The sequence below is a fragment of the Paenibacillus sp. FSL H8-0261 genome (genome assembly GCF_045040645.1).
Classification (GTDB): domain Bacteria; phylum Bacillota; class Bacilli; order Paenibacillales; family Paenibacillaceae; genus Paenibacillus_AQ.
Genome location: NZ_CP150297.1, coordinates 2,953,867 through 2,978,630, shown reverse-complemented (window position 1 = coordinate 2,978,630; position 24,764 = coordinate 2,953,867). Strand labels below are relative to the sequence as shown.

General features: G+C 41.2%; 24 protein-coding genes. 5 read left to right on the top strand and 19 right to left on the bottom strand.

Annotated elements, in window-relative coordinates:
- Window position 1: 1 nt before the first annotated feature.
- The 3 genes from MHI27_RS13140 to MHI27_RS13130 form a co-directional block, all read right to left on the bottom strand.
- Complete coding sequence (locus MHI27_RS13140) at window positions 2–364, bottom strand: BlaI/MecI/CopY family transcriptional regulator (RefSeq protein ID WP_042187606.1); 363 nt, start codon at window positions 362–364, stop codon at window positions 2–4.
- 143 nt (window positions 365–507) lie between these two features.
- The gene (locus MHI27_RS13135) at window positions 508–900 is read right to left on the bottom strand and encodes a hypothetical protein (RefSeq protein WP_405176450.1); all 393 of its coding nucleotides are present in this window, start codon (window positions 898–900) and stop codon (window positions 508–510) included.
- An 81-nt stretch (window positions 901–981) separates the two neighbouring features.
- A complete protein-coding gene (locus tag MHI27_RS13130; protein WP_340969090.1) occupies window positions 982–1,320 on the bottom strand; it encodes a helix-turn-helix domain-containing protein in 339 nt (112 codons plus the stop codon).
- A 155-nt stretch (window positions 1,321–1,475) separates the two neighbouring features.
- Here MHI27_RS13130 and MHI27_RS13125 point away from each other — a divergent pair, with 155 nt between their 5' ends.
- Window positions 1,476–2,204: an SDR family oxidoreductase gene (locus MHI27_RS13125; RefSeq protein WP_405176449.1), complete on the top strand. Its 729-nt coding sequence runs from the start codon at window positions 1,476–1,478 to the stop codon at window positions 2,202–2,204.
- Window positions 2,205–2,295: 91 nt separating this feature from the next.
- Here the strand turns inward: MHI27_RS13125 and MHI27_RS13120 are convergent, their stop codons facing one another.
- Window positions 2,296–3,117 (bottom strand): DUF2785 domain-containing protein, encoded by an 822-nt coding sequence (locus tag MHI27_RS13120; RefSeq protein ID WP_405176448.1) that lies wholly within the window; start codon window positions 3,115–3,117, stop codon window positions 2,296–2,298.
- Between the two features lie 214 nt (window positions 3,118–3,331).
- Between MHI27_RS13120 and MHI27_RS13115 the strand changes: the two genes are divergently transcribed.
- Complete coding sequence (locus MHI27_RS13115) at window positions 3,332–4,120, top strand: tyrosine-protein phosphatase (RefSeq protein WP_076282822.1); 789 nt, start codon at window positions 3,332–3,334, stop codon at window positions 4,118–4,120.
- An 86-nt stretch (window positions 4,121–4,206) separates the two neighbouring features.
- On the opposite strand, the gene MHI27_RS13110 is transcribed toward MHI27_RS13115, so the two are convergent.
- The 6 genes from MHI27_RS13110 to MHI27_RS13085 form a co-directional block, all read right to left on the bottom strand.
- Window positions 4,207–4,929: a sensor domain-containing protein gene (locus MHI27_RS13110; protein ID WP_341127970.1), complete on the bottom strand. Its 723-nt coding sequence runs from the start codon at window positions 4,927–4,929 to the stop codon at window positions 4,207–4,209.
- A 126-nt stretch (window positions 4,930–5,055) separates the two neighbouring features.
- The gene (locus tag MHI27_RS13105) at window positions 5,056–6,195 is read right to left on the bottom strand and encodes a toxic anion resistance protein (protein ID WP_405176447.1); all 1,140 of its coding nucleotides are present in this window, start codon (window positions 6,193–6,195) and stop codon (window positions 5,056–5,058) included.
- 24 nt (window positions 6,196–6,219) lie between these two features.
- Window positions 6,220–7,908, bottom strand: coding sequence for a VWA domain-containing protein (locus tag MHI27_RS13100; protein WP_076282826.1), 1,689 nt, complete (start codon window positions 7,906–7,908; stop codon window positions 6,220–6,222).
- A gap of 13 nt (window positions 7,909–7,921) precedes the next feature.
- Window positions 7,922–8,668, bottom strand: a complete 747-nt coding sequence (locus tag MHI27_RS13095) for a hypothetical protein (RefSeq protein ID WP_405176446.1) — start codon at window positions 8,666–8,668, stop codon at window positions 7,922–7,924.
- A 225-nt stretch (window positions 8,669–8,893) separates the two neighbouring features.
- Window positions 8,894–10,129 carry a molybdopterin-dependent oxidoreductase gene (locus MHI27_RS13090; protein WP_405176445.1) on the bottom strand — a complete coding sequence of 412 codons (1,236 nt, stop codon included), beginning with the start codon at window positions 10,127–10,129 and terminating at the stop codon, window positions 8,894–8,896.
- Window positions 10,130–10,174: 45 nt separating this feature from the next.
- Window positions 10,175–11,053 (bottom strand): LysR family transcriptional regulator, encoded by an 879-nt coding sequence (locus MHI27_RS13085; protein ID WP_341060596.1) that lies wholly within the window; start codon window positions 11,051–11,053, stop codon window positions 10,175–10,177.
- A 113-nt stretch (window positions 11,054–11,166) separates the two neighbouring features.
- Between MHI27_RS13085 and MHI27_RS13080 the strand changes: the two genes are divergently transcribed.
- Window positions 11,167–12,456: an adenylosuccinate synthase gene (locus MHI27_RS13080; protein ID WP_405176444.1), complete on the top strand. Its 1,290-nt coding sequence runs from the start codon at window positions 11,167–11,169 to the stop codon at window positions 12,454–12,456.
- A gap of 117 nt (window positions 12,457–12,573) precedes the next feature.
- On the opposite strand, the gene MHI27_RS13075 is transcribed toward MHI27_RS13080, so the two are convergent.
- Together MHI27_RS13075 and MHI27_RS13070 are read right to left on the bottom strand one after the other, a co-directional pair.
- The gene (locus MHI27_RS13075) at window positions 12,574–12,762 is read right to left on the bottom strand and encodes a hypothetical protein (protein WP_076121390.1); all 189 of its coding nucleotides are present in this window, start codon (window positions 12,760–12,762) and stop codon (window positions 12,574–12,576) included.
- Window positions 12,763–12,952: 190 nt separating this feature from the next.
- Complete coding sequence (locus MHI27_RS13070; protein ID WP_405176443.1) at window positions 12,953–14,140, bottom strand: stalk domain-containing protein; 1,188 nt, start codon at window positions 14,138–14,140, stop codon at window positions 12,953–12,955.
- 240 nt (window positions 14,141–14,380) lie between these two features.
- On the opposite strand from MHI27_RS13070, the gene MHI27_RS13065 reads away from it, so the two are divergent.
- Window positions 14,381–14,917 carry a GNAT family N-acetyltransferase gene (locus MHI27_RS13065; protein WP_405176442.1) on the top strand — a complete coding sequence of 179 codons (537 nt, stop codon included), beginning with the start codon at window positions 14,381–14,383 and terminating at the stop codon, window positions 14,915–14,917.
- Between the two features lie 322 nt (window positions 14,918–15,239).
- Here the strand turns inward: MHI27_RS13065 and MHI27_RS13060 are convergent, their stop codons facing one another.
- From MHI27_RS13060 to MHI27_RS13030, 7 genes are all read right to left on the bottom strand, one after another.
- Window positions 15,240–16,646: a GNAT family N-acetyltransferase gene (locus MHI27_RS13060; protein ID WP_405176441.1), complete on the bottom strand. Its 1,407-nt coding sequence runs from the start codon at window positions 16,644–16,646 to the stop codon at window positions 15,240–15,242.
- A 197-nt stretch (window positions 16,647–16,843) separates the two neighbouring features.
- Window positions 16,844–17,839, bottom strand: a complete 996-nt coding sequence (locus MHI27_RS13055) for an ROK family protein (protein WP_405176440.1) — start codon at window positions 17,837–17,839, stop codon at window positions 16,844–16,846.
- A 19-nt stretch (window positions 17,840–17,858) separates the two neighbouring features.
- Window positions 17,859–18,542 (bottom strand): N-acetylmannosamine-6-phosphate 2-epimerase, encoded by a 684-nt coding sequence (locus tag MHI27_RS13050; protein ID WP_405176439.1) that lies wholly within the window; start codon window positions 18,540–18,542, stop codon window positions 17,859–17,861.
- 4 nt (window positions 18,543–18,546) lie between these two features.
- The gene (locus MHI27_RS13045) at window positions 18,547–19,464 is read right to left on the bottom strand and encodes a dihydrodipicolinate synthase family protein (protein WP_339270783.1); all 918 of its coding nucleotides are present in this window, start codon (window positions 19,462–19,464) and stop codon (window positions 18,547–18,549) included.
- Window positions 19,465–19,522: 58 nt separating this feature from the next.
- On the bottom strand, window positions 19,523–20,410 hold the full coding sequence (locus MHI27_RS13040; protein WP_081382857.1) for a carbohydrate ABC transporter permease: 888 nt from the start codon (window positions 20,408–20,410) through the stop codon (window positions 19,523–19,525).
- Window positions 20,411–20,422: 12 nt separating this feature from the next.
- Window positions 20,423–21,271, bottom strand: coding sequence for a carbohydrate ABC transporter permease (locus MHI27_RS13035; protein WP_405176731.1), 849 nt, complete (start codon window positions 21,269–21,271; stop codon window positions 20,423–20,425).
- Between the two features lie 173 nt (window positions 21,272–21,444).
- Window positions 21,445–22,836 (bottom strand): ABC transporter substrate-binding protein, encoded by a 1,392-nt coding sequence (locus MHI27_RS13030; protein WP_076121384.1) that lies wholly within the window; start codon window positions 22,834–22,836, stop codon window positions 21,445–21,447.
- 294 nt (window positions 22,837–23,130) lie between these two features.
- On the opposite strand from MHI27_RS13030, the gene MHI27_RS13025 reads away from it, so the two are divergent.
- Window positions 23,131–24,759: a response regulator gene (locus MHI27_RS13025; protein ID WP_405176438.1), complete on the top strand. Its 1,629-nt coding sequence runs from the start codon at window positions 23,131–23,133 to the stop codon at window positions 24,757–24,759.
- Window positions 24,760–24,764 lie beyond the last annotated feature (5 nt).

The following is a 24,764-nucleotide window of genomic DNA, read 5'->3' as shown; positions in this document are numbered from 1 at the left end:
GTTACTCCTCCTTATGCTCATGGATTAGTCTTAGAACATCATCAATTTCGCTGTCACTTAATTTCCGGCTCTTTGTAAAAGCAGCCAAAAATTTGGGTAACGAACCGCCGAAGGTTTCCTTCACAAACGCCTTGCTCTGCTCCGCATAAAAGTCATCCTTTTTGATAAGAGAACCTACCACACCATTATCATTTTTAAAAATCTCTTTAGCTTCAAGTCGTTTTAACATCGTATACGTCGTAGATTTCTTCCAGTTGAGCTCGGATTCACATAACTTCACCAGATTCCCTGACGGAATCGGTTCATGATCCCATATTAATTCCGCAAATCTCCCTTCCATTTCGGTCAGTCTGAGATCCTTCAACCTTGCGCCTCCCGTTGGTCTACAATTCCTAGACCTTCCATTTGAATTAGAGTTTACAACTTGTAGACCATTTTGTCTACAAAAAATTCCCAGCACAAAAAAGAGACTATGTCTTTGCAAACATCGCCTCATTGTTATCTTTATTAAGGATAAAACACAGATAAGTCACGGAACAATAGTCCGCTCTCTTCTAGTCTGTTAAGCACCTCTTCTACATCAGTTACAATATGGCTTTCTCGCTCATGAGCTGCATTGATTAACCACGGTCGCCCCTGTCTTAAAAAACAAAGATCATCGGGCACTCTAGTCTGCACCCATGAGTACAAGCTCGTAGAATAGGATAGTAGGATATCGACCGCATCCGGTGAACATCTAAAATAATAAACATCTGCATAATGTCCCATAAGCCGAGTTCCCGGCCAATAATCATCTTTGACGATCTCTTTGAGAAAAGGCTGTAACCGTTCCAATAGTTCATATCCTTCTGACTCTAACTCCATCTGATCCCGTTTGACCAAAATAAATTCATCACACACTTCCATAGCTACCTGTATCAGCGTCTTATAGGCCTGACCTGTTGGGTCCTGCAAAATAGTATTTATAATAATGTCCGCCCCTTACTTATTTGTATTATTTAAATACTCTTGATGCAACCTTCCCCAGCCACACATGCTATCCAAAACAGTAATTAGTGATTTGCCATGTTCTGAAATACTATATTCCACCCTCAATGGAAGCTCATGAAAAATCACACGATCGATAAGTTGATCCTCTTCAAGCTCTCGTAGTTGCTTCGTTAATGTCCCTTGAGAGACATCTGGAATAATCCGTCGAAGTTCGCCAAATCGTTTGGTACCATCTATCAATAAAATAAATAAAATGAGCGGCTTCCACTTTCCACCGATCTTATCAAGCGTTGTAAGCACTCCGGCCAATCTCGGCTCAAGTAAATCCATGTGATCATCTCTTTCGATAGTTAATCTATTTCACAGCTAGTACGAACAATCGTACCTAGTACGAAAAAAGTGCGTACTGTGCAGAATTTCTTTTATATCTAATAATAAAAAACAGAACTTAAAAGTCCATTTAACTATGAACGGAGTAGATAAAAATGTCCAGTATTTCTTTAAAAAACCAGCGAATCGTCATTATCGGAGGAAGCTCCGGAATAGGGCTCGCGACTGCCAAACAAGCGGTTGAACAAGGCGCATATGTCATAATCGCTGGGCGTTCACAAGATAAATTAGAAAAAGCTCAACAAATTCTAGGGTCCGAATCTACCGAAACTCATTCGCTTGATAATCAAAATGAAGAAGACTTAAAGTCTTTTTTTGAAAAAATCGGCAACTTCGATCATTTGTTCACTCCCGGCGCCTCTTATGTTAGAGGACCGATTACTTCAAGCTTAGAGATTGCTCATAGCTGCTTTAATGCAAAGTTCTGGCCTCAATATAATGCTGTGAAATGCGCGATCCCATATATAAACCCAACAGGCTCTATTGTTCTGATGTCTGGTGCATTCGGCCAACGACCACTTGCAGACGGTGCCTCCTACGCGGCTTGTAACGGTGCAATTGAGAGTCTGGGAAAAGCATTGGCTGTAGAATTAGCTCCGATTCGGGTAAATGTCATCTCCCCAGGAACCATTCATACCAACTTTAATTGGGAAGGTGCAGAACAGGAAACTAGAGACAAAGCTTACGACGAATATACGAATATAAATATTCTTGGGAGGGTCGGCCATGCGGACGAAGCAGCACATACAACCATTTATTTGATGACTAATAACTATACAACAGGAAGCACTTTGTTTCCGGATGGGGGTTATATTTTGCGATAAGAAACAAAAAAAGCCCATATATCTTTTGGGCTTTTTTTAATAAACTTAATCCTATGTAAGCGCCTGAATCCGTACCTAACTTTTTTCTTAATTAGGAATAGTATACTTTTTCCACTTTATATAATGTATGCTCGATAGTTGGGCAGAGATCGGCATCTACTTTATAAAATTTAACTCGAAAGTATAAACTTTTCAGAAAGTTCTTTATATTATGTTTTTGCCTAAAGGCAGGAAGAAACTCTGAATTTTTTTCTACATCACCAAAACCTTGAATCCATTGCTCTACATAAGTCTGACTAAGTATTTTTCTATTTAAAACACTAATTATGGGTCTTACCATTCTCTCATCTTCCCCATCGGAGTAAATTCGATCTGTTATGATCATCTTTTCATAAACCAAATGGAGAATCGTTATGAGGTCATTGTTATCCAGTTCGGAACATTGAGCTAAATCGTCTAAAGCATCTGCTGCATGGGCTATGGCATGAGCCCAGCCCTTTTCTTCATCATACCCGCGGTAATCTCGCTCTTCTTGTACATTGTAAAATACTTTCTCTTTTATCAGATGAATTTGCTCTCTTGAGAGAAATGGTGATTCTCTATGTCTTTCTAAGACGAGTGGTATGACTAGCATTGAGAAAGATCGAGTAAAGACAGCATCTGTATTTGTTTCACCAAGCTTAAAATGCAAATGGTTATGATCCAAAATAACTGGAAGAAGTTGTTCTAGTTCATTTGCAGTTAGAGAATTACCAGGAATCCAGTGTGATAAGATTGTATAAATCAGATCATCACGCAGCTCGGCATCCACAGAACCGATGTTATGTATCATTTCTTGTATCAACTGGAATGTATCGGGAGGTGCTTGGTAGCCATTTTCTTTTATTACTATCAACTTTTCTTTTAAATTCATTTTACACACTCCTACTAGAATTTTTCCGTATACAGCGTAATAACGCGACAATTAACAGAGATATTAGTTTGGAAAATGTCACACTATCCTTTCGGGTTGTCGGCATTTATCATGGTACTATATATAGTATTAAGGGCAAACTTTTATGGTTAAGCGACACCCTTTCTACATTCTAGAATAGCCTATTCAATAACCAACCAAAGGTGGTACGAAAATGAACCAGAAACTAGAAACAACAGATTCTAAGCGTCGTGTTCTCCCCTTTAAAGGGGTCCTCAATTTCCGAGATATGGGCGGATACACCACCGCAGATGGCCGTAGAGTCAAATACGGTTTGTTTTTTCGATCAGCCGAATTAACAGGAATGACCGATCAAGATATAAAGCTCTTTAAATCACTTGGAATTAAGACCATATTTGATTATCGGGGAATAGAAGAAATTCGTTTAAAACCAGATCCAGTCATTCCAGGAGTTAATAACATTTGTGTACCTGCGCTAAAGCAAGAGGTGCCTGGAGACATGAGAGATGTGGTTCGTTCTGGATTCCTTGAACATTTTACGACAGACTTCTTGGTTAATATGTATTTGGATATGGCCTTTAATAACCCTTCCTTTAAGCGACTTATGGCAACCATTATGCTTCCAGATGAATTCAGTATCCTGCATCATTGTGCCGGCGGAAGAGACCGCACTGGCGTAGGATCAGCATTCATCTTCCTAGCACTTGGGGTTCCAAGAGAGACGATTATAGAAGACTATTTGCTCTCCAATCAGACACTTGGTCCTTTGAATGAGCAAATAAAAAAGCAAGCCTCACAGCATCTGTCACCGAAGGAAGTCGATACTGTTATGGCTGCGCTTATATTACGCAGAGAATTCATGGAAGCCATTTTCTCTGCCATTGACGCGCGTTATAAAAGTGTAGAGATTTTCCTCGAACAGGAATTCGGCATGACTGCTGATAAGCGCAAGCAGCTACAAGCCTACTGTTTAGAAGCTTAACAACTTATTGAGCTATGGACTAATTCATTAAGATAGCGATAAAAGTATAAGAAGCGTAGCTCTTTAAGAGCTACGCTTCTTTCCATTTAATACTGACGTTCTTCCTCGTAGGATACAAACAACATTCTACGCTGTACATCCATCAACGACTTAATCACCCAAGTTGCGATCACGGCAACGACGAGTCCCGCTACAACATAAGAAATGTATTGCTGAGATAATGTCCAGTCGATATTAAATAAAGCAAACACACTATTCTCCAAAATGTTCAAATCCATCGTTTGCAGGAAAATCTGATGAAGCACGGGTAGTGTAATCAGACCTAACGCAGCTGCTACCACAGTTATCGTTAGTGAAAAGAAGATAATACTGGATACGAATCGTCCCATAATCAGCATGATGTTACGTGCAAACTTTGCACCATCAAAACCTAACTTCATTCGTTGCAGGAAGCCTGCTCCCTCTTGCTTCATATCTGTTCTACGCTCTTCACTCGGTCTAGGGATATCCAGCAGTGATCTCACTAGGTCTTGCTCAAATTTCACAATGTAATCTAACCCTTTAGCTACTGCGAAAAATAAGGGTATACCGATGAAAATTGGTGTTAAAGCAATCGATAATGCTAATCCTGTCACCATAAACACGAAATATATAATCGTAATCGGCAAAGAGATTATAAAATACAACATACTCCGATAGGTCTTGGGACTTGATCGACGTTTGCCTGGTTTAGATTGTGATTTCGATTCTACGGGAATCTGCATGGAATCTACCGCTCCGATCGGCATTGTATACAACTTATCGTTCATTTCTTATGTCCTTCCTCTCACGTTATCAATTAATCTCATTATACGTGAGAAAGAGAAGGCTCAAAACAGTCTTAGGACCGGAGTCTTACCAGACTAAAGGCTAGGATGGGTTTAGACTGGAAATAGCTACAAGCCCAGCTTATTCCCCTTCTCGAGCCGCACGATCTGCTGTTCTCCGCTATCTGCCAGCTCTCTAAACTGGTTAATGGTTTCACGCATTTTAGGAAGAGCTTCCTGCTTATAAGTACTGATCGAATCTAAAGCGGATAGCACATCTGTAAATGCCTGTTTTAATGTATCTACTGAAATGCTAGATTCTAGGGATTGCTTATGGATCGCCGCCCCCTGATCTTTCAACATTTTTGAGGTGCCGCTTATTAGCGTGTTGGTTGTTTGATTTAGGAGTTCAATCTTTTTCAAAACAATTCGTTGATTATAGAGTGCACTGGCCACCGTAACGGAGATTTTCAGGGCAGAAACCGTAACATTTCTAGCTCTGTCCACCCCTCTAATTAGCTCTTTATTATTTCGTATAACCACTTCAATCGCCATAATTCCCTGCTGATTTACTACCAGCATCTGTTGCAGATCCATCACACGCTGCCGCAGAGGAAACAACACCTCCTCCGTTATGAACTTTACTCTTTCTTCAGACTCATTACGTAGCTTGGCTGCATCTAGCTGAGCCTCAATCTCCTGATCCATCAGCATTCCCAGCTGAATTTCTTTCTGCAGTTTTTTAGTGAGCTCTCTAAGCGATTGCTGCTCAAACTCTAATGTAGTGTTATCATTTTTCAATACGGTTTTGCCTTTATCTAAAGAAATGATAATATCTGAGATTACAGCATCTGCTTTTTGATACTTCGCAAAATAACTCCGCAATGGGTTAAAGAACTTCCCTAGAAGACCACTTTTGGCAAAATCCACTGCGCTTGGGTCTAAATCTTTCAACTGGAGGTTTAGTTCCGTTAACCCTTTAGCTACTTGCCCGCCTTCATCCCCTGTTTTTGATAAATTCCCTACAGAAACTTGCAAAAGAGAGTTCTTGTCTGAAGACGATCTCATGGTGCTCATCCCGAAGCTGTCTATGGATTGCAGCACTTCTTTTCGTTTATCCAAAGATTCTAAATCCAGCTCCAAAATCGTCGAGACATTGGTTATCGCCATTTCCTTCAGTTGCGTTACTTCCTGTGGCTCAGGTTTAACCTGTTCTTCAATCGCTGACTTCAATTTCTCCGGACTTACCACTTCCATCGTAAAAGTCATAGAACCCCTCCTAAAAGTTGTAACTTACATTTGAACATTAAGCAGGTTTCCGATTTTATAGACTACGTCGTCTGTATCCGCGTTGATGTTAGCCGCTTCATTAATACTTGAAATGCTCTCCAGTGCTTTAATATTTGCGTTGTAGCCAATGGTGTAAATCGGAATTTTGTAGGTTTCAATTAAGCCCCTGATATCATTCAGTGAATGACCTTCATTCGTTTCTCCATCACTTAATACAAAGATTAAAGGTTTGATTTCCGGGTTTATCTTCATTTCGTCTTGAAGCATTTTGAGTGCCACCACAATTCCATCAAAAGTCGCTGTCCCCCCATTCGCCTGAAGACTATCTATTGCCCCAACAAACATCGACTGCTGATTCGTGTCATATTTGCCAATTGGAAGATTTATCGTAACGTTATCGGAGTAGGAAACAAAACCAATACTATTATCTTTGCCTAAGTATTTCTGTCCTGTTAATAATGATTGCTTTAAACGATTTAAAGGCTCACCGTTCATGCTACCTGAGACATCAGCTACAAATACTGCCGCAATGGGTTTATTGCCGTTTTTCTTCTCCTTCCACAGCTTTTGAGCCGAGGATAAAAGACTGCCATCCACTGGATTAACCTCCGAATGATAGTCATTCAGTCCATTAAAACCTTTTTCCTCACCCAAACGCTGATACTTATCCTGTTCAACAAACTCCGCGAATTTCTTAATAATGTCCAGCTTCTCTTGTGGAAGATCACCTAATGCGTAAAGGGGGCTGTCATGCCTTACACCAAAAGGAGTAAATACATAACTACCCTTTAGTTCGGGGGCATTTGCGTAAATTTGGTACTCTAATACAAAAGCATCCAGCTTCCCCGTTTTAGCCGCATCACGCATTTGTAAAGTAGTCGATGCGATAAAAGGTACATTCGCTTGGAATTTCTCAAAGCCCTGAACCGCTTGCTCTCCAAGCAAATCAGAGCTGTCAAACGTCCCAAGTGCAGTCACAAGAAAATTCAAACCTGTTGAGCTGGCAAAAGGATCTGTGTAACCCATAGATAATTCATTATTCGCTATAGCATCAGTAATCGTCTTAACGTTTAAAGAACCATACTTTTCTACTAACTCATCATACTTCGTTTTATTCGTGACAATACCAGCTACATTACCAATAAGACGATTGGTTATAAGCTGCGTATTCATTCCGTTCGCTTTTACCATCTCACCCCATAACTCATTGGATGGTGTAAACGCATCTGGTATATATTTACCAGACCTTATGTAATCCGTCGCTGTTCCTGAAGCAATATTGCGAATTTTTACTGAAACAGGTAATCCGTTCACTTCTATATTGGAACTATTAAAGTCTGTCGCCACTTCATTAAGCCATCCATCATTACCCGTTCCTGATTTCTCTGTGGATGAAAAGATTTCGACAAAGCTATCCGTTGTATTGGTTACTGATATAGGGAATTTAGAAATATCCGGTAAGGAATCACCAATCGCTACAGGATCAAGGTCGATTTGTCCTTTAACTTGCTCCGCGATATTTACGTTAATTTTTTTATAAAGTTTTTCCAGCCGCTTTCCTGCATCTTCTGACGAAACCTCAGTAGTGGTTTTACCTAAATTAGATGTTAAGGTGATCCCAAAATACACAAGAGCAAAAACCACCACTGTTATAATCCCGAGGACTAAAAATGTTCTCCCTTTCCTAGCCATTCGCATCTTCCTTTCATTGCTTATAGAATTTCGTCTGTTTGATCAATTCATCGATCTCCTTCATACAAGGCATATCTTCAACATCTTTATAATTCGTACTGTCTAATAGCGATATTTCGAGAAGTAATTGATCTAACTTCAGCAAAATCTCTTCGTTTGCACCGAGATAACCTGTTACATAAGCCAAGTATTCATTGTATAGCGCTGTTTTTTTCTGCACCAATTTATCCGAGAACTGCGCAGGTCTCTGCTGACTGGCAAAAAGGGAGAATTCCGAAGCGTCAAAAACACTTAACTTATTAAGTATCCCTCGGACATTCAGATAGAAAAGCTTCTCTACTTCATAACTGACCGCACCAAACTTCTTGTAGCTTAGCTCCGATTGCTCAAATCTCTGACCCAGGACAACCATTAACGTGTTTTTCTTCTTTTCCATCCGAATGACCTGATCCAAAGCCAGTGTAATGTCCTTCTTCAGCACCTTTACATTTTTGTATTGCGTGAGCGCTGCTATATAATCCTCATGCGTCTTTATCTCTTTTACAGGTGGAACCACCGAAGCTTTAAACAGCAAATTATAACTTCCATAAAGGACAACAAGAAGACTGATCACTACTAATGTCACGCCAAAGGAAGTCTCTAGAACGCTTACTCCCCCAATTTCGACCCCTAATAACCCTGGTGACAAAACGATAATATTCAGTAACACCACGCCAACTATAAGTCCTAATAGCTTTACGGATCTCGCACCGTTCAACATAAACACCTCCCTAACCGATCCGGTAACTTTTTCCATCATTTGCTTTATTTTATCAGAAACTAACTCACCATACTCCTTTTATTTACAAAAAAACTAATTTTCCGCAGATGATCTCTGCCCTACGTTGATTCACTTCTATATATATGGAATTATTTCTGTGATTACATCCCTAATCACAAAAAAACCTTAACAGGCCCAAAGCCCATTAAGGTTAAGTAAACTCATTTATACCCAAGCGTCATTCGAATAGCCTCGTTGCTCCCAGTATCCTGTATGCTCTCCCTCGATCAGTTCAATCCGGTTCAGCCACTTCACTGACTTGTAAGCGAACATTTTGGGGACAATTAGCCGAACCGGTCCACCGAGATCGCTTGGAATCGGTTTCCCATCATGCATCACCGCGACCATAACATCGTCCATATCCGCCTGCTCCAGCGTAAGGGTATCTGTATATACCCCATCCCCTGAGTAGAACTTCACTGTCTTTGCAGTGGACTTCACACCAGCCATTTGTAGAAGATCCTTCAGCTTGATGCCCTCCCAGGTATTCTTATAGACGGACCAACCTGTCACGCAGTGAAAATCACTCACTTGAACCGTACGTTGCAATTGAACGAATTGCTCCCAATTCCATGTAAAGCTCTGATCAACAAGACCATCCAACTTAAAGGACCAATTATCGTTCGTGAACTCAGGAATAGGGGTTACTGTATAAACACGGAATTGACCCTGCGACCCACCTCCAAGAGGCGGTGACGATGCCGCCAGTGGCTGCGGTGCTGGCAACAGCTGATTGCGGTCATTCTCGATTAATTTATCGATCGTTTCGCTGCCACCGATGTTTCCAATCGAGCTGCCTAACCATTTTACAAATGAGGGTCCGATTGTAAGGGCAAGCCCTACACCGATCGTCCCTCGAATGAAAGCTCTACGTGTATAGACTGGCTGCGGAGTATTCTGAGATGTTGTAATAGCACTCCCCTCGCTCTTGATGGTCCGACGATTCGGCTCCTTCAACCACTTCACACGAGTCAATGAGTGATAGATAATGTAAGGCAGTCCAATCCAAGTCAGGACATCATGAACGACCAATGCAAGATTAGATACTTGCGGTCCTACCGTACGAAACTGCCATAACAATACACCAGAAACGAACCACCCAAGCAACAGGAAGAGCACAACAAGTACATTGAACCGCTGCCAAGGTTTTTCCTTTAGCTGTTTCCAATGTTTACTGGCCAGCAGAAGATAATAGATCACTGGAAGGATAGATGCAATTCCTACCACAATATGCAAGCCTTTAATCCATACCCTGCCTTCACCGAGGAAACCTCGCCAGAAACCGCCTACTAGCACAAGCCCAGTCAAGGCCAATATCACGACGATCCAGCCGTTCCAGGTGTGAAGTGCACGCAGCTTTTTCCCGTATCCCTTACGTAGCCGACCAAGCAAATCAATCATAGCTTAGCCTCCTCCTCATATGTATGATCCCGCATCCGATATAATTTAGTCCAATAAGGTTAGAAAGGACTTTGATGCAGCAGAGAGTGGAACCCCTCGAAGAGTCGCTATCCCGATGTTACGCTCTGGAAATGGCGGATCTAAAGGGATTTCTACAAGCTCCCCACTTTTTAATTCTTCCCTTACATAATCACGAATAACAAAAGCTAGACCAAAGCCACGCAAAGCGAACTGAACAAGAAGATCTACACTGCCTAGTTCAAACTCTGGTGTTATCGTCACATGATTGGAGGCAAGAAACCCATCTATATATTTTCTAGTGCTGCCTCCTGGCTCCAGAAACAACAATGGGTACTGCTTGATGTTTGAAAGCGGCATCGTATTATCCGCTAAATGACGGAAGCCCTTGCCTCCTACAAGACAATCTTGGAGCCGTGTACTCTTACGAAATTCAATCTGCTTGTCAGATGCCGGTAAGCTTACGATGCCGAAATCAATTTTGCCTTCTTTTAAAAGCGTGAGCGTTTCCGGTGTTGTTCGATTCGTAATATGAATACGTACGTTAGGATATTGTTCATGATATTGCTCGAGATAAGATAACAAGTAATATTTGCAGAGGGTATCACTTGCACCGATATGAATCTCCCCACTATTTAAATTGTTCATTTCAGCAATCGCTCGCTCACCCATCTCCACATTCTGAAAGGCTTGCTCAATGAATCGCAGCAGTACTTTTCCTTCTGTTGTTAGATCCACCCCTCTAGAGGTACGGAAAAATAAAGGACCGCCCATCTTTTCTTCCAATTGCTTAATCGTGTGACTCACCGCGGGTTGTGTGATATTCAGCCGTTCTGCTGCCGCAGTTAAGCTGCCTGTTTGTGCTACCCAATAAAAAGAGCGATACCATTCCAAGTTGATGTCCATTCCCAAGTCATTACCTCACCTTATAATAGATATTACATATATCAATTTTTCTAATGTTATATCTAGCATTATACTTAGAGCTGTAGCCAATCACAAGCTTGGGAGGTAATCACGTGACCGTAATCGCAATTGTAGGAGCTAACTGGGGAGATGAAGGCAAAGGAAAAATGACAGATGTACTAGCCGCTCAATCATCCTATGTAGTTCGTTTTCAAGGTGGAAGTAATGCTGGACATACTATCATTAACCAGTATGGAAAATTTTCGCTTCATATGCTGCCTTCTGGTGTATTTTACCCTTCAGTTACAAACATTATTGGACCAGGAACAGCTCTTGATACAGAAGTATTAGTAAAGGAATTACAAGCATTAGCAGATAAAGGGGTTCCACGGCCGAAGTTGTACGTGTCTGAGCGTGCTCAAATCGTACTTTCGATCCATCGTTTGTTTGATGAGCTGGAAGAGGAACGACTTGGGTCACAAGGGTTCGGTTCAACCAAACGAGGAATAGCGCCATTCTACGCGGATAAATATGCGAAGCTCGGGATACAAGTTGCAGATTTGTTTGATCCCGCCCGACTTCAGAAACGTCTCGAACAATTACTTGCTTCAAAAAATGTATTGCTGGAGCATTTATATAAGAAAGCCCCTATCCAAGTCTCGGAATTAATGACTCAGTTACAAAAGGAAGCTGCGCAATTGGCACCATATGTTGCCAATACAACAGAAATACTACAAGAAGCTTATGCAAAAGGAGAAACGATTCTACTTGAAGGGCAATTAGGCGCTCTGCGCGATCCTGATCACGGTATATATCCTTACTCTACCTCTTCATCGACACTTGCCGGATACGCACCTGTCGGCGCGGGTCTACCTGCGGCTGCCATCACGAATGTTATCGCTGTAACGAAGGCATATTCCAGTTGTGTTGGTGCCGGACCTTTTGTATCTGAATTAGAAGGCCCTGTAGCGGATGAACTTCGCACACGAGGTGGCGATGCTGGGGAATTTGGAGCAACAACGGGTCGTCCTAGACGTATGGGTTGGTTTGATGCAGTAGCTACACGCTATGGTTGCCTGATGCAAGGTGCAACGGAGGTTGTGCTGACCAATCTGGATGTTCTTGGTTATTTAAATGAGATTCCGGTTTGTGTTGCCTATGAACTTGAAAATGGGGAAATCACCGACAAGTTTCCAGCAACAAATAAGTTAAACACAGCAAAACCGATAATAACGTATTTATCTGGCTGGAACTGCGATATTTCCCATATCACCAGCTTCGACGAGCTGCCAGAGCAAGCTAAAAGTTACGTAGACTTTATTGAAACGTCTATTGGAATACGTATTTCTACTGTTTCTGTGGGACCTAGACGTGATCAGGTCATTCATCGTACGCTGAAATAATTTCATATCCAGCATAGTGTGAAATTTATACTTTCTTATATTTCAAAATAAGGATGCCTAGTTATACCTACATGCAAAATGCATATAGCTGCAACTAGGCATCCTTGCGTTACTCTTTTACACCAACACTGCATCCACTTTCGTCTGAGGCGCCTTGTCACAACGCTTACAAACCTTAACGACTGATCCGTCCGTTTTTCTTTTTGGATAAAGCAGTTTGATCCGTGTGCTCTGACAGACCGGACAAGTACCCCGACCCCTGGATGGTAAACTCCACAGTGCATGCCCACGTTTTGACTTTGCCATGAATAAACCCCTCATTTCGGTCAATAAATAGTCAACATTTCATTCTGAAAGTGCTTCTTTCAAAAGATATGCTTTAGAGACAGGCTCTATGACTAAATCAATGATGAGGCGTTCGAATATATGAAAAGGACGCCCGGTGATGAACCTTAAGGCGTCCTTTGATTTAAAATGAAGTTATAGTTCCCTTACATTAATTTGTGTAAATCATAGAGACAACACCATTTGTAAAGGTTACGTAATTATAATTTCTATATTGCCAAGTCTCAACTGTAATTCCACTGCCGGATAGACTTGATTTATCAATTGGAGTGCCCCAGCTCAGCTCTACTTGCTGCTTCGTCATCCCTGTCGAAATTGTACCTGCCTTGATCTTGGCCCAAATCGCATTTGACCATTTATAGATTTTGGTAGGATCAGACGTAAAGAAATACTCTTTGTTTGCCAGATCGCGAGTGACCTGATCGTATTCCATATCATAAGAATTCACAATTTTACCTGATGCCAATTGAAAAGAAATCGAAAACTCATTATCGTCGTTCACAAGAATATCAACAATCGTTGCTTTTTGGAATTTATAGTCGGAATCATACTGGTTGAACCAATAAGTCTTTCCGATTAGCTTGGCGAGATCCCCTTGAGATTCTCTTTTGGATATTTTTAACGTATTTTTTGTGTACGCAAATAACTCAGCTTTACCGAAATTGATGTTCAAAGACTCATAATGAGCACCAAAGTCCAATACTGCTCCCAATGCTGTTTTTAAGAGGGTAGCAGGGAATACTGCTCCTCCATCCACGGTTTGCACTTTACCACTCATTTTCACCTTATTCCCATTCACCATAGCAATATCGCTGCCCAGTTGAAGCTGAATAGGCAAATCCCCTACACGAATACTAAAAGTCTTAGTGGCTGTATTCGTCTGAATAGTTGCACCTAAACTCTTAAAGGTAGTTTGTACAGGCAAATACATCGTGCCATTGATTAATACACCTGTTTCGATGTCCTTATCAGCACTGATAGATAACTTTAACGTTTTGGAATTAGCTCCTGAACGTACGGTTACATTTGTTTCGCCAACGGCTAATGCTTTTATTGAACCATCAGGCAGCTTTTGCAATAAGTAAGGCTTCTCAATAACCATATCTGCTTGAGACAGTGGAACACGTTCGGATGAGCCATCTGGACCTTTTGCAAAAATCTGCACTGGAACCTTGTCACCAACGGTCATCTCCGTATAGTCCATCTTAAAGATTAGATCATCGTTGTTTTGAGTCGTAGTCTCTGCTTGTACACTTGTATCTGCTGCCTTCGCTGTATGAATTGGACCAAACATAGATACTGCCAGCGCTGCAGTGATGCCCCATTTAATCATTTTCATTTCCAAAATCCCCCTCTAGTAAATAAACCAATATTACTTTATCACAATTCCACTATTTTTGTAGATAAAAATGGAAGGTTGTTAAGCTTATATTTTTATAATGTGTAAATATTATGAAAAATAAAGGAAATTACATGGATCTACAAGAAGTTACAGAGTACGTATAACAGAGTCTTTGTAATCGTATTAGGCGGTAGCAACTGAAGAACAATTAAAACTTAAACTAGGAGTGCTATATTCATGGAAATAGTATCGAACCGATTAATTTTAAGAGATTATACAAGCAGTGATTCTTCTTTTTATGAAGAACTAGAACAAAATCCCCTATCCTACAAATATGAGAACACTGCACCTGATGCAAAACAAATTAAAGATGACTTCCTTTCGATCTTGTCTCAAGCAACATGTGATCCACGGCAATATTATGATCTTGCAATATGTACAAAGCTGGATATGAAGCCCATCGGTAATGTCAGCATAAAGTTAAACTGGGAAGAAATCAGAGAATGGGAAATCGGTTGGGTCCTACTCCCGGACTATTGGAAAATGGGATATGCAACTGAAGCCGTGAAGTCTCTGATAGGTTATGCCTTTAGCTCTCTTAATGCACATAGGGTTGTTGCTTATGCCAACGCCGAGAACGTGCAATCTGAGAAAGTAATGATTAGAGCAGGAATGTTAAAAGATGGAGTTCTTAGGGAGACTAGATTCTGTAATCAGCAATGGTGCAACGAGATCGTCTATTCCTCTTTAGAGCAGGAGTGGGCTAATATTTGATGGTTTAAAACTGATTAGGGAAAAACTCCCTATAAAAAGTCGATATCCGCTAATAATGAATGAAATTAGGGAATTCCTCCCTATAAATCAGGCTAATTCCTTTGATTCTCATCAAATCAGACGAATTTAGGGGAGGTTTTCCCTAATTATAAGTCTGGCAACCAATAATCTCAGAATTAGAGGGAGAAATTCCCTAATTGTTCTATTGAAACTTCACTTGGAACTTCACTCGGATCATCATTTGGAACGTCATTTACAGGATAACAAGAAGAGCCGCTCCCAAGTAGTACAAAAACTACTTTTGGAACGGCCTCTTTTCTTTTTACACTATCAACTCACGTATGACTTCAACCTCATCCCTGCTCACTTCAACGAATCCAAGGGATGTATATAAGTTCGAAGCACGTTCGTTCTCTATTCGATGTCCAATAACGATTTTGTCGCAGTGATGTTCCTCTTTTATAGTTCGAATCAAGGCAGCCATTCCGGTTCTACCGAATCCTCTATTCTGATATTTCTGATCAATCATAAACGCCATAATCCAATAACTTCCGTCCTCAGGATCAACAGCATATACTGAGAATCCTACCAATTCTTCATCTGCGTATAAAGCCAACGGAGTCATTCCGCAATAAGCCGATTCTGCTAACCAATAGACTACTGGTACAGGAAAAACCGTTTTTTGCTCATTGGACACCTCTAATTGCGTACAGGTATACCAGTTATTCTCAGTGATTGTCTTCAGCGCAATATGTGGATGAAAGCCATTCCGAATACGATCACAGATTGCTTCTAATTTAGCTTTAAGCTGTAGTGCCCATTCCGGACAAATAGAAACGTCCAAATTCTCTAAACTTCGAAGCAACCTAGCGAATCCATATAAGTCAGAGAATCTTTGGAATTCTGGCAATAGCTTGATATATTCATCGTCCAGCCGCTTTATTGATCTATATCCATTAATAAAAAGATCGATGTTCTTCTTGCTCTCATCATCATTCTGTTTGGATAGATCTCTTAATGCTGATGTGATATCCATCGCAAACCAGTGATACATAGAGTCATCAAAGTCGATCGCACTATATCGAGACGTCTCTTTCATATAAAAGATATTGTCTGTCTCAAAATCAAAATGGATCAGCCCCGTATGCCCTACGCCAAAAGAGAGCTCACTTAGCCACGCCTCAATTCGTTCATATTCCTTAAGCGCTTTATGCTCCTCGGGGTGTCTTCTTAATACGGATAAAATAAATTGAAGCGAATCGACCCAGCTTTTACGTGCGGGTGTGCTCGGAGCATAAGTCTCAGATAAATTATGCAATCTCGCGAGCGTTTGACCCCAATGTTGGAACTGCAGCTCCGACATCTCTTCAAGTGGAACGTACTCCCCTTGGGCTTGTTCAAAAACAACCCCGTGATATTTACCATTTCCAGTTGAAAGGGTCTCAATCCACTTCCCTTGCTTGGAGCGTACTGGCGCTACGGTCTCATAGCCCTGTTCCAATAAGTACATCATAAAATCTAGTTCAGCCTGAATATTCTCTGCGGTATTATCCTCTTCATGAGTAAACCTTAAATAATAGTGCTTACTATTCCATTGAAACGTATAAATAAAATTGCTACTTGCTCTCACAAGCTTCAAAGTTCCAGGCTCATGATTCCAATACTTGATCATCTCTTTGGCAGGTAGATCGTTCTCTGTTCCCCTCACCATGTTCATTAAATTCATCATTTCCGATAGTGCCTCCCGTAGTCATTGAGAGGTGTTCTTCCCTTACGAATACTGACCTCTCTCGGACTTCATTGTGGTGTTGTTCGTACTCAAACATCATCACTCCTTATAAACGGATTAGGGACCCCAGAAAGATTTGACCTTTACTCTCATCCCCTTTAACATTATCGGTAAATTATTCTATTTAATCAAGAGATTTAGATAAAGCCTTCATTACTAGATGAAAGGGATGGGACTCCGTACTCCCAGATCTGTAATGCCGCACCGATCATTCCACAGGAATTGCCACGATAGGCTGCTTCAATGCGGACGCCTTCCAGCATCGATGGCATCGTTCTCGTAGCCACTTCTCTTCTTATTCCTTCGAATAATAGCTCACCTGCTTCAGCCACTCCACCACCAATAACAATAACCTTTGGGTTAAAAATATGAATAAACGAAGCGATAGCTGAACCAAGCGCAGCAATTGTTTCTTCCATTACTTCTGTAGCTAGACGGTCTCCTTCCCTCCATCTCGCGATCACGTCTCGTGATTCTAAGTTATCAAGTGGCTCATTGTTTAAAGTTAGTTTTTCCCTCATTCGACGAGCAATGCTTGTGCCTGACGCATAATATTCTAAGCAGCCTCTCCCTCCACAAACACAAGCAGGTCCTTTGAAATCTACGGACAGATGCCCCAACTCTCCAGCGCCACCCCAAGAACCATGGACAAGACGACCCTCTACAACAATGGCTCCACCTACACCCGTACCAAGTGCAAGACAGATAAAATCGCTCACACCTATACAAGAACCTAAATATTTCTCTGTTAATGCCAGTACATTCACGTCGTTATCTACGATTACTGGAAGCTGGAATTGAGTCTGAAGCAACGCTTTCAAGGCTGTCCCAGCATATCCAGGAATAAGCTCTGATGACGAGCGAATACTCCCTGCCTCCCAATCGATTTGTCCTGCCGTTCCTACACCAATCCCTTTAATCTGAACGCCTGCATGCATGGCTGTAGCTTCTTCTATTAACCTTTGAATAGCCTGAATAGCTCGGTCCACGGTCTTCGTGAACCCAGCCTTTGTGCTCAGACTTACAGTATGTACTACGTCACCCTGTGGTGTAACGAGTCCAGCATTAATTTTCGTCCCCCCGATATCCACTCCGACAGCATATTCCATTAGAGGATCATAATCTTCTAACACGGACTCGCCTCCTTAAGTCTCAGCAATCGATCACGGCTTTGACATATCGTGAAGTGATCAACTGTGGCCTTGTAATCGCACTTCCTACAACTACATAAGATGCCCCAGCCCTCTTAGCGCTCGCCGCATCTTCCGGTGTCCATATACGCCCTTCTGCAACTACGGGAATCTTCACGAACTCGCATAACTGCTGAAGCAAGACAAGATCTGGTTCTTCTTGTTGTGTGCTGTATGGTGTATAGCCCGAAAGTGTTGTACCAATAAAATCTACACCTAATTCTTCCGCTGCCAGTCCTTCCTCCAAAGTCGATATATCTGCCATTACAAGCACACCCATTTGATTGGCATATGCGATTAAAGGCTTAACCGACGCTAAGCGACCTTCCCGATTCGTAACATCTAATGCAACAATATCCGCTTTAGCGGACACGATTGCTTTCACCTCATCCAGAGTTGGCGTAATAAATATGGCTGATCCGGGAATATCCCGTTTAATAAGTCCAATAACCGGTACATTTACTTCTTCTTTAATCGCTAGAATATCTGGAACCCCATTCGTGCGAATTCCAATTGCCCCTGATTGAACCGCCGCTCTTGCCATTTTTGCCATTGTATCCCCACCATGAAGCGGCTCATGCTCAAGTGCCTGACATGACACGATCAGACCTTTCATCGGAAAGATATCGCTCATTCGAGTCATCATAACCCTATCCCTTCGCTTCAAGAATATACTCTAATATTCTATTGTTGAGAGCTTCCACCCGATCCTGATCCGAAGCCTTGATGGGTAGAAGTGGCATTCTCGGTTGGCCCGTTTCAAATCCACGCAAACTCAGAATTGCTTTACATGCACCATATAATGATGGAAAGGATAATAATTCTACAATGAGATCATTGATAATGAACTGCCATTTCTGCGCCTCAGCCATATCGCCTTGCCCATAACATTGTTCTACTTTTAAAAATAGCTCGGGCATGACCCCGTAAGTTCCACCAATCCCACCATCTGCCCCAATGCTGCGGCCAGCTAAGTACTGCTCATCCGGTCCATTCAATACAAGAAAATCATTTCCACCTGCTGCCTTAAACTGCTGAAGCTCAAATGTACTTTCTGCTGAAATCTTCACGCCAATCACTTTATCCTGCGCGGCCATCTTCACTAACAAGCTTTTAGATAATTGAAAGCCTGTCGTTTGCGGGATGTGGTAGATAATAAATGGAAGTGAAGTACTATCAATGATCGCCTGCCAATGACTTTCAACACTGTCTGGAGACAAACGGTAATAGATAGCCGGAACAGCCGATACCGCATGTGCGCCAACTAATTCAGCATGTACAGCTAACTCAACACTGTCTCTTGTAGATGGAGCACCTACGTGTGCAATGATCGTAAGCTCATCTCCTACTTCCGCTATAACTGCTTCGAGCATTTGTTTACGCTCTTCTACCGATTGCAGCATGCCTTCGCCTGAGCTTCCGCCAACATAAAGACCTTTCACACCTGTAGAAGCATAATGACGAGCTAATTTGCGTGCCGCTTCTTTATCTATATTCCCCTCAGCATCATAACTGGAGTACAAAGCGATAATAATGCCTTTAAAAGCTTCAAGATTATATGATTTCATAGATAATAGCCTCCATCGTTTAAATCACTATTGTTAATTTACGTTGTTATGAGAATTGTTAACCCTTAACAGCACCCATAGTAATCCCTTGTGTGAATGCCTTTTGAAACATTAGGAAAATCGCAATCATAGGAATAGAAGCTAACGCAGCACCTGCCATAAGCAGTCCATAGTTCGTTGTGAATTCGCCTCGAAGTGTCGCAACCCCAAGTGGCAAGGTCATCATCGAAGTAGATCGCGTCATGATTAGCTGGCTGAAATAATCGTTCCATGAAGTAATAAAGGTGAATATAGCCAGTGCACCAACTGCTGGTTTCAATAACGGTAAAATGATCGTTCCGAACAATCGAATTTCCGAGCTGCCGTCAATTTTTGCCGCTTCAATCAACTCTCCCGGAATCGTCTGCGCGAACTGTTTCATCAAAAAGACTCCAAATGGCCAGCCAATCGCCGGTAAAATAAGCCCTTTATACGTATTGACCCAACCAAAGTCTGCTAACATCGTAAACAGCGGAACGAGAATAACTTGCTTAGGCAATGCCATAGCGGCAACAAACATCGTGAAGATAATTCCTCGTCCTGGAAATGATTTCTTTGCGAGAACATATCCGGCACAGGAGGAGACAATACAGATCGCAGCCATTTCTGCAAAAGCAATAATAAAGCTATTAAACATCCAGCGTTCTACTGGATTCTTAAATAATTCTGTCCAGTTCTGTAACGTCGGCTTTAACGGAAACCACTCCGGTGGGATGGTCGTTGCCACAGTTTGAAGTTTAAAGGCCCCCGACACTACCCAGTAAAAGGGAAATATAAAAAATAATGTAGCCAAAATCAATAGGATTGTAGCGATTATTTTTGGAATCGTTAATTCTTTTTTCCATGCGCTTACTTTCTTAGACTGGATAATAGGTGCTTTCAGTTCTAATGGATTCGTAGAATTCATGATGTCCCCTCCTTAATACTCAACATCGCTGCCAAAGTATTTGAATTGAATGATTGAAATGATCCCAATTACAATTGCGAGTATGACGCCCATTGCAGAGGCATATCCGAAATGACCTAGCATAAAGGCTTGTTCATATACACCATACATAACAGTTGAAGTGCTATATACAGGTCCACCTGAGGTAAGGAGTTGAATCAGTGCAAAACACTGAAAGGTATTAATCGTGGTAATCACGATAATATATAAGTTCGTTGGCATCAGCATCGGCCATAATATTTTCCGGAAAATTTGCCAAGGGGTTGCTCGATCTATCTCTGCGGCTTCAATATAAGAATTAGGAATGTTACCAATGGAGGCCACATACAAGATGATCGGTTGCCCTACAGAAGTCGTTATTAAGACCACGATAATTGCAAGTAATGCGGTTCTTGTATCCCCAAGCCATGAAACAGGCTCCATTCCAAATAAACCCGTCAAATAATTCAGAATTCCGTAGTTGGGATGGTAAATCCAGCCCCAAACGACTGTAATACTTACGACCGAAGATACGGCTGGCAAGTAGAACACACCTCGGAAAAACGATCTAGCAAACTCTTTTTTCTTATAAATATTCATGGAGACAAACAGTGAAAAGATAATCACGATCGGTACGGTGATCACTACGAGTAATAAAGTATTTCCCATGGACTTCATGAAATTATCATCTTTAAATAATGAAATATAATTATCGAGACCAATAAAACTAAAATCTCTCAGCGAGTAATCAAAGAAACTAATATAAACCCCTTTTATCATTGGGTAGGCTACAAACAGAAGAAAAAATCCAAACGCTGGTAATAAGAAAAGATAACTCATCATCCAGTCACGTATCACATAACCTTTAATTTTGCGTACCGTTGTCCCCACAACCTTCTCCCCATTTCTCTGATGAAAAATAATGATATTTATAGGTGCGTAGCTTTAAAATTTTCATTTTTTTAAAAAGAATAGAGTGCTTCCCGCACTCTATTCTTTTGAACACCATTCACTATTTATTTCATAGCTGCTTTTGCTTTAGTAATAGCTTCGTTAGCCTTTGTAGCAAAACTATCCAAAGCTTCCTTGCCGGTTGCGCCTCCAGTTAAAGCACGTTGTAATTCAGGGAACCAGAACGTACGAATATCTGCATATCCATCAGCAATCGTTGGTGCATCTGTCGTAAATTTACGTGCATATTCAGCGTATTTATACTCTGGATCGTCATAAAGACCAGTAATCGAATTACGAACCGAGAGTCCGCCTGTTTGAATCAAGTTTTTCTTACCCCATACAGGATCATTAGCAATAAAATCAATCAGCTTTTTGGAAGCTGCAATCTTAGCTTCATCCCCATTGTTAAATACAGCCATACCGCCCAGATATGGTTCAAGCTTTGGTTCCGAACCATCTAGTGTAGGGAATGGAAGGAGAATATCTTCGAACTGAACCATTTTTTTGGATACGTTCTGTGCTTTTAGTACAGCGGAATAGTTAAGTGTAAAGGCCAATTTCCCTTGCAGGAACAAATCGTTCACGTCAGCAGCCGCAAGTGAAGCTGCACCAGAGACACTGAGTTTATCTTTCGTAGCTTGGACAATCCAATCTAACGCTTTAGCTGCATTATCAGTATTGATAGCGACTGCTGAGTTATCTTCATTTAAGAATCGGGATACACCTAAGTTAGCAAGATAAGCGCGAGTGCCTTGGTCTCCAGCTTGGCTCTTCGCGAAGAATCCTGTAGGAATAACGTCCGGTGCCTTTTCTTTTACAGCTTCCAACGCCTTTTTATATTCTTCAAACGTCCAAGTTCTATCTTCCTTATCCAAAGGTAGTAAATCTAGAGCGCCAATCTTTTCAAAAATAGATTTATTAACAGCCATCATAAAAGGCGCTGTGTTGATCGGGTACATAAAGATGTTGTCGCCTACACTTGACTGCTTCCAAAAAGCTTCTGAAATATCATTCTTCACTTCATCAGTCACCATGTCGTTAAGCGGTGCAAGCAAATCCTTTTTACCCCAATCGATAATCCGTCCAGGTGCATCATAGATCACATCAGGTGCGGTATTCGAAGCAATTGCGACATTCAGTTTTTCAGGGCCGCCTTCAAAGGTGATCATCTCAAGGTTTACTTTAATTTCAGGATTCTTCTCATTAAAAGCTGCAATGATTTCCTTCTCATACTTGCCTACTTCGCCATCTAAAGCTTGAAAGCTCGGAAAATTCCACCAAGTAATTTCTACTGGTTTAGCAGCAACCTCAGTTGCTGCGGGCTCTGTCTTGTCAGCATTATTACTTGGTGTAACTGCTGAATTGGCTGTGTTCGTATTTCCACATGCAACTAACTGTGTACCTAAAAGTGCGACACCAACAATACTCATTAGCCCTTTTTTCATTGCTTTCATGTGCTACCCCCAATTATTTTTTGTGGAATAAAGTACTGCTCTCATTCCTTGCGCTAATCATAAATCAATTGTAAATTCAGGAGAATCCCACTCCTTTTACTTTTAGGGTTCATTTCTGACATATCCCTTCAATCCACCCCTCTTCAATGTTATAATACATTACATATTCCACCTATTAACAATTGAATTTATATTTTTTCACTTTTTCGCCTTAATGTAACCCTTTTAATCTTACATCTAATGGTATTCTCTTACGAGTGATCCACTATAATTCTAGTCTTCCGGAGGGATTTCATGTATAAATTGATGATTGTAGAGGATGAGCCATTAATACGAACGGGCTTAAAACATTACTTTGCTTGGGAGGAGCTTGGGGTCCACAGCATTATTGAAGCAGAGAATGGCAGAGAAGGAATGACCACCGCGCTACGCGAGAAGCCCGATTTGGTGATCACCGATATCCGGATGCCAGAAATGGATGGGCTTCAAATGATTGAGCAGATTCGCAATCTGCTTCCTGATACATTATTTATCATTTTGACAGGATTCAACGATTTCGAATACGCTCAGAAGGCTATACAACTAGGGAATGTACATGCTTTTTTGCTTAAGCCTTTGGAATACGAAGAAAGCCTTCTAGTAATACAAAACTGTATGAACAAGCTTCATCTAAAACGGCAAGACCGATTAAAACGTTCTAATCTGGAAGGGGCAGAGCTTGTAAAGCTGTTGCTAGAGGAAGAACATTCAGTAATAGATGATGCTATTATCCATGAACTATGTAATTTCAACAGTAACTACTATCTTTATCTCCCCTTTGTTTTGACTGGCATTCCTGTGAGAGAAACGCGCACGCAATCCACCCTATGGATGAGAGAATATGCGGAAAAGTTGATTCATTACGCAGTGGATGAGTATCTCCATGCCTCTACACCACACTCTATTTTTACATATTCATCTAAAACAAAGCTCTATGGTCTTATTGTATTGGGATCTCCGTCTTCTACTGACAACTTCCCTCTTCAAACTCAAGTACAGATACGAATCGATCAATATCTGAAGGCGCTTACGCTAGAACATCATCTAGGCCTCTATGTAGTTATAAGTAAGACGACGGAGAACCCTGCACAAATACATACATTGCTGCACGAGTCCGATCGAATGTTATATCAACGCTTTTACAAGAGAGATTGCAGGTTATTCTATGTGCCACAATGGATAGAAAACTCAAATTCTCAGAAACCATCCTTAATTCAACTAGATGAGAATGATAAGAAACGGATGATCTCCTGTATCGAAAGTTCTAACGAAATAGAGACGCTCCAGCTGATACACCGTCTGGCTCAAGATATTTTGAGTAAAACCGATGTCTCTTCTCCTGATTACTGGCTCGCATTTCTTCAGGAAATCATAAGTGTTATAATCCGCTTCGCCAATAAAAACCACATCCATATCGAAGGTGTGTACAGCGAAAAGCTCCTGAACCTTACCTTTGTGGATGATTTTGATTCACTTGAGACGCTTTTTGACTGGCTTGGCAGGTGGATGATTCATTTGGGGATTGTTTATACCGAAGGACTGACACACAACCACCAACAGGATGTGATCATATTCGAGCATATTAAATCCTTCATTAAAGAAAATATTGATCAAGACGTGACTCTGCAGATGGTAGCAGATCGATTCTTCTATAATCCGTCTTATTTAAGTCGCCTCTTCAAGCGGAAACTCGATAAGAACTATATGCGATTTGTAACCGAAATTCGGATGGAATATGCGCAGGAATGCTTAAAAAAACCGGAGATTCTAGTGACCGATGTCTGTACGATGTGTGGTTACAAAAGCTATAAGCATTTCGTGAAAACATTCCGAAGTATCACCAACATGACCCCATCAGACTATAGAAAACAATCAGGCTGGTGACCTAA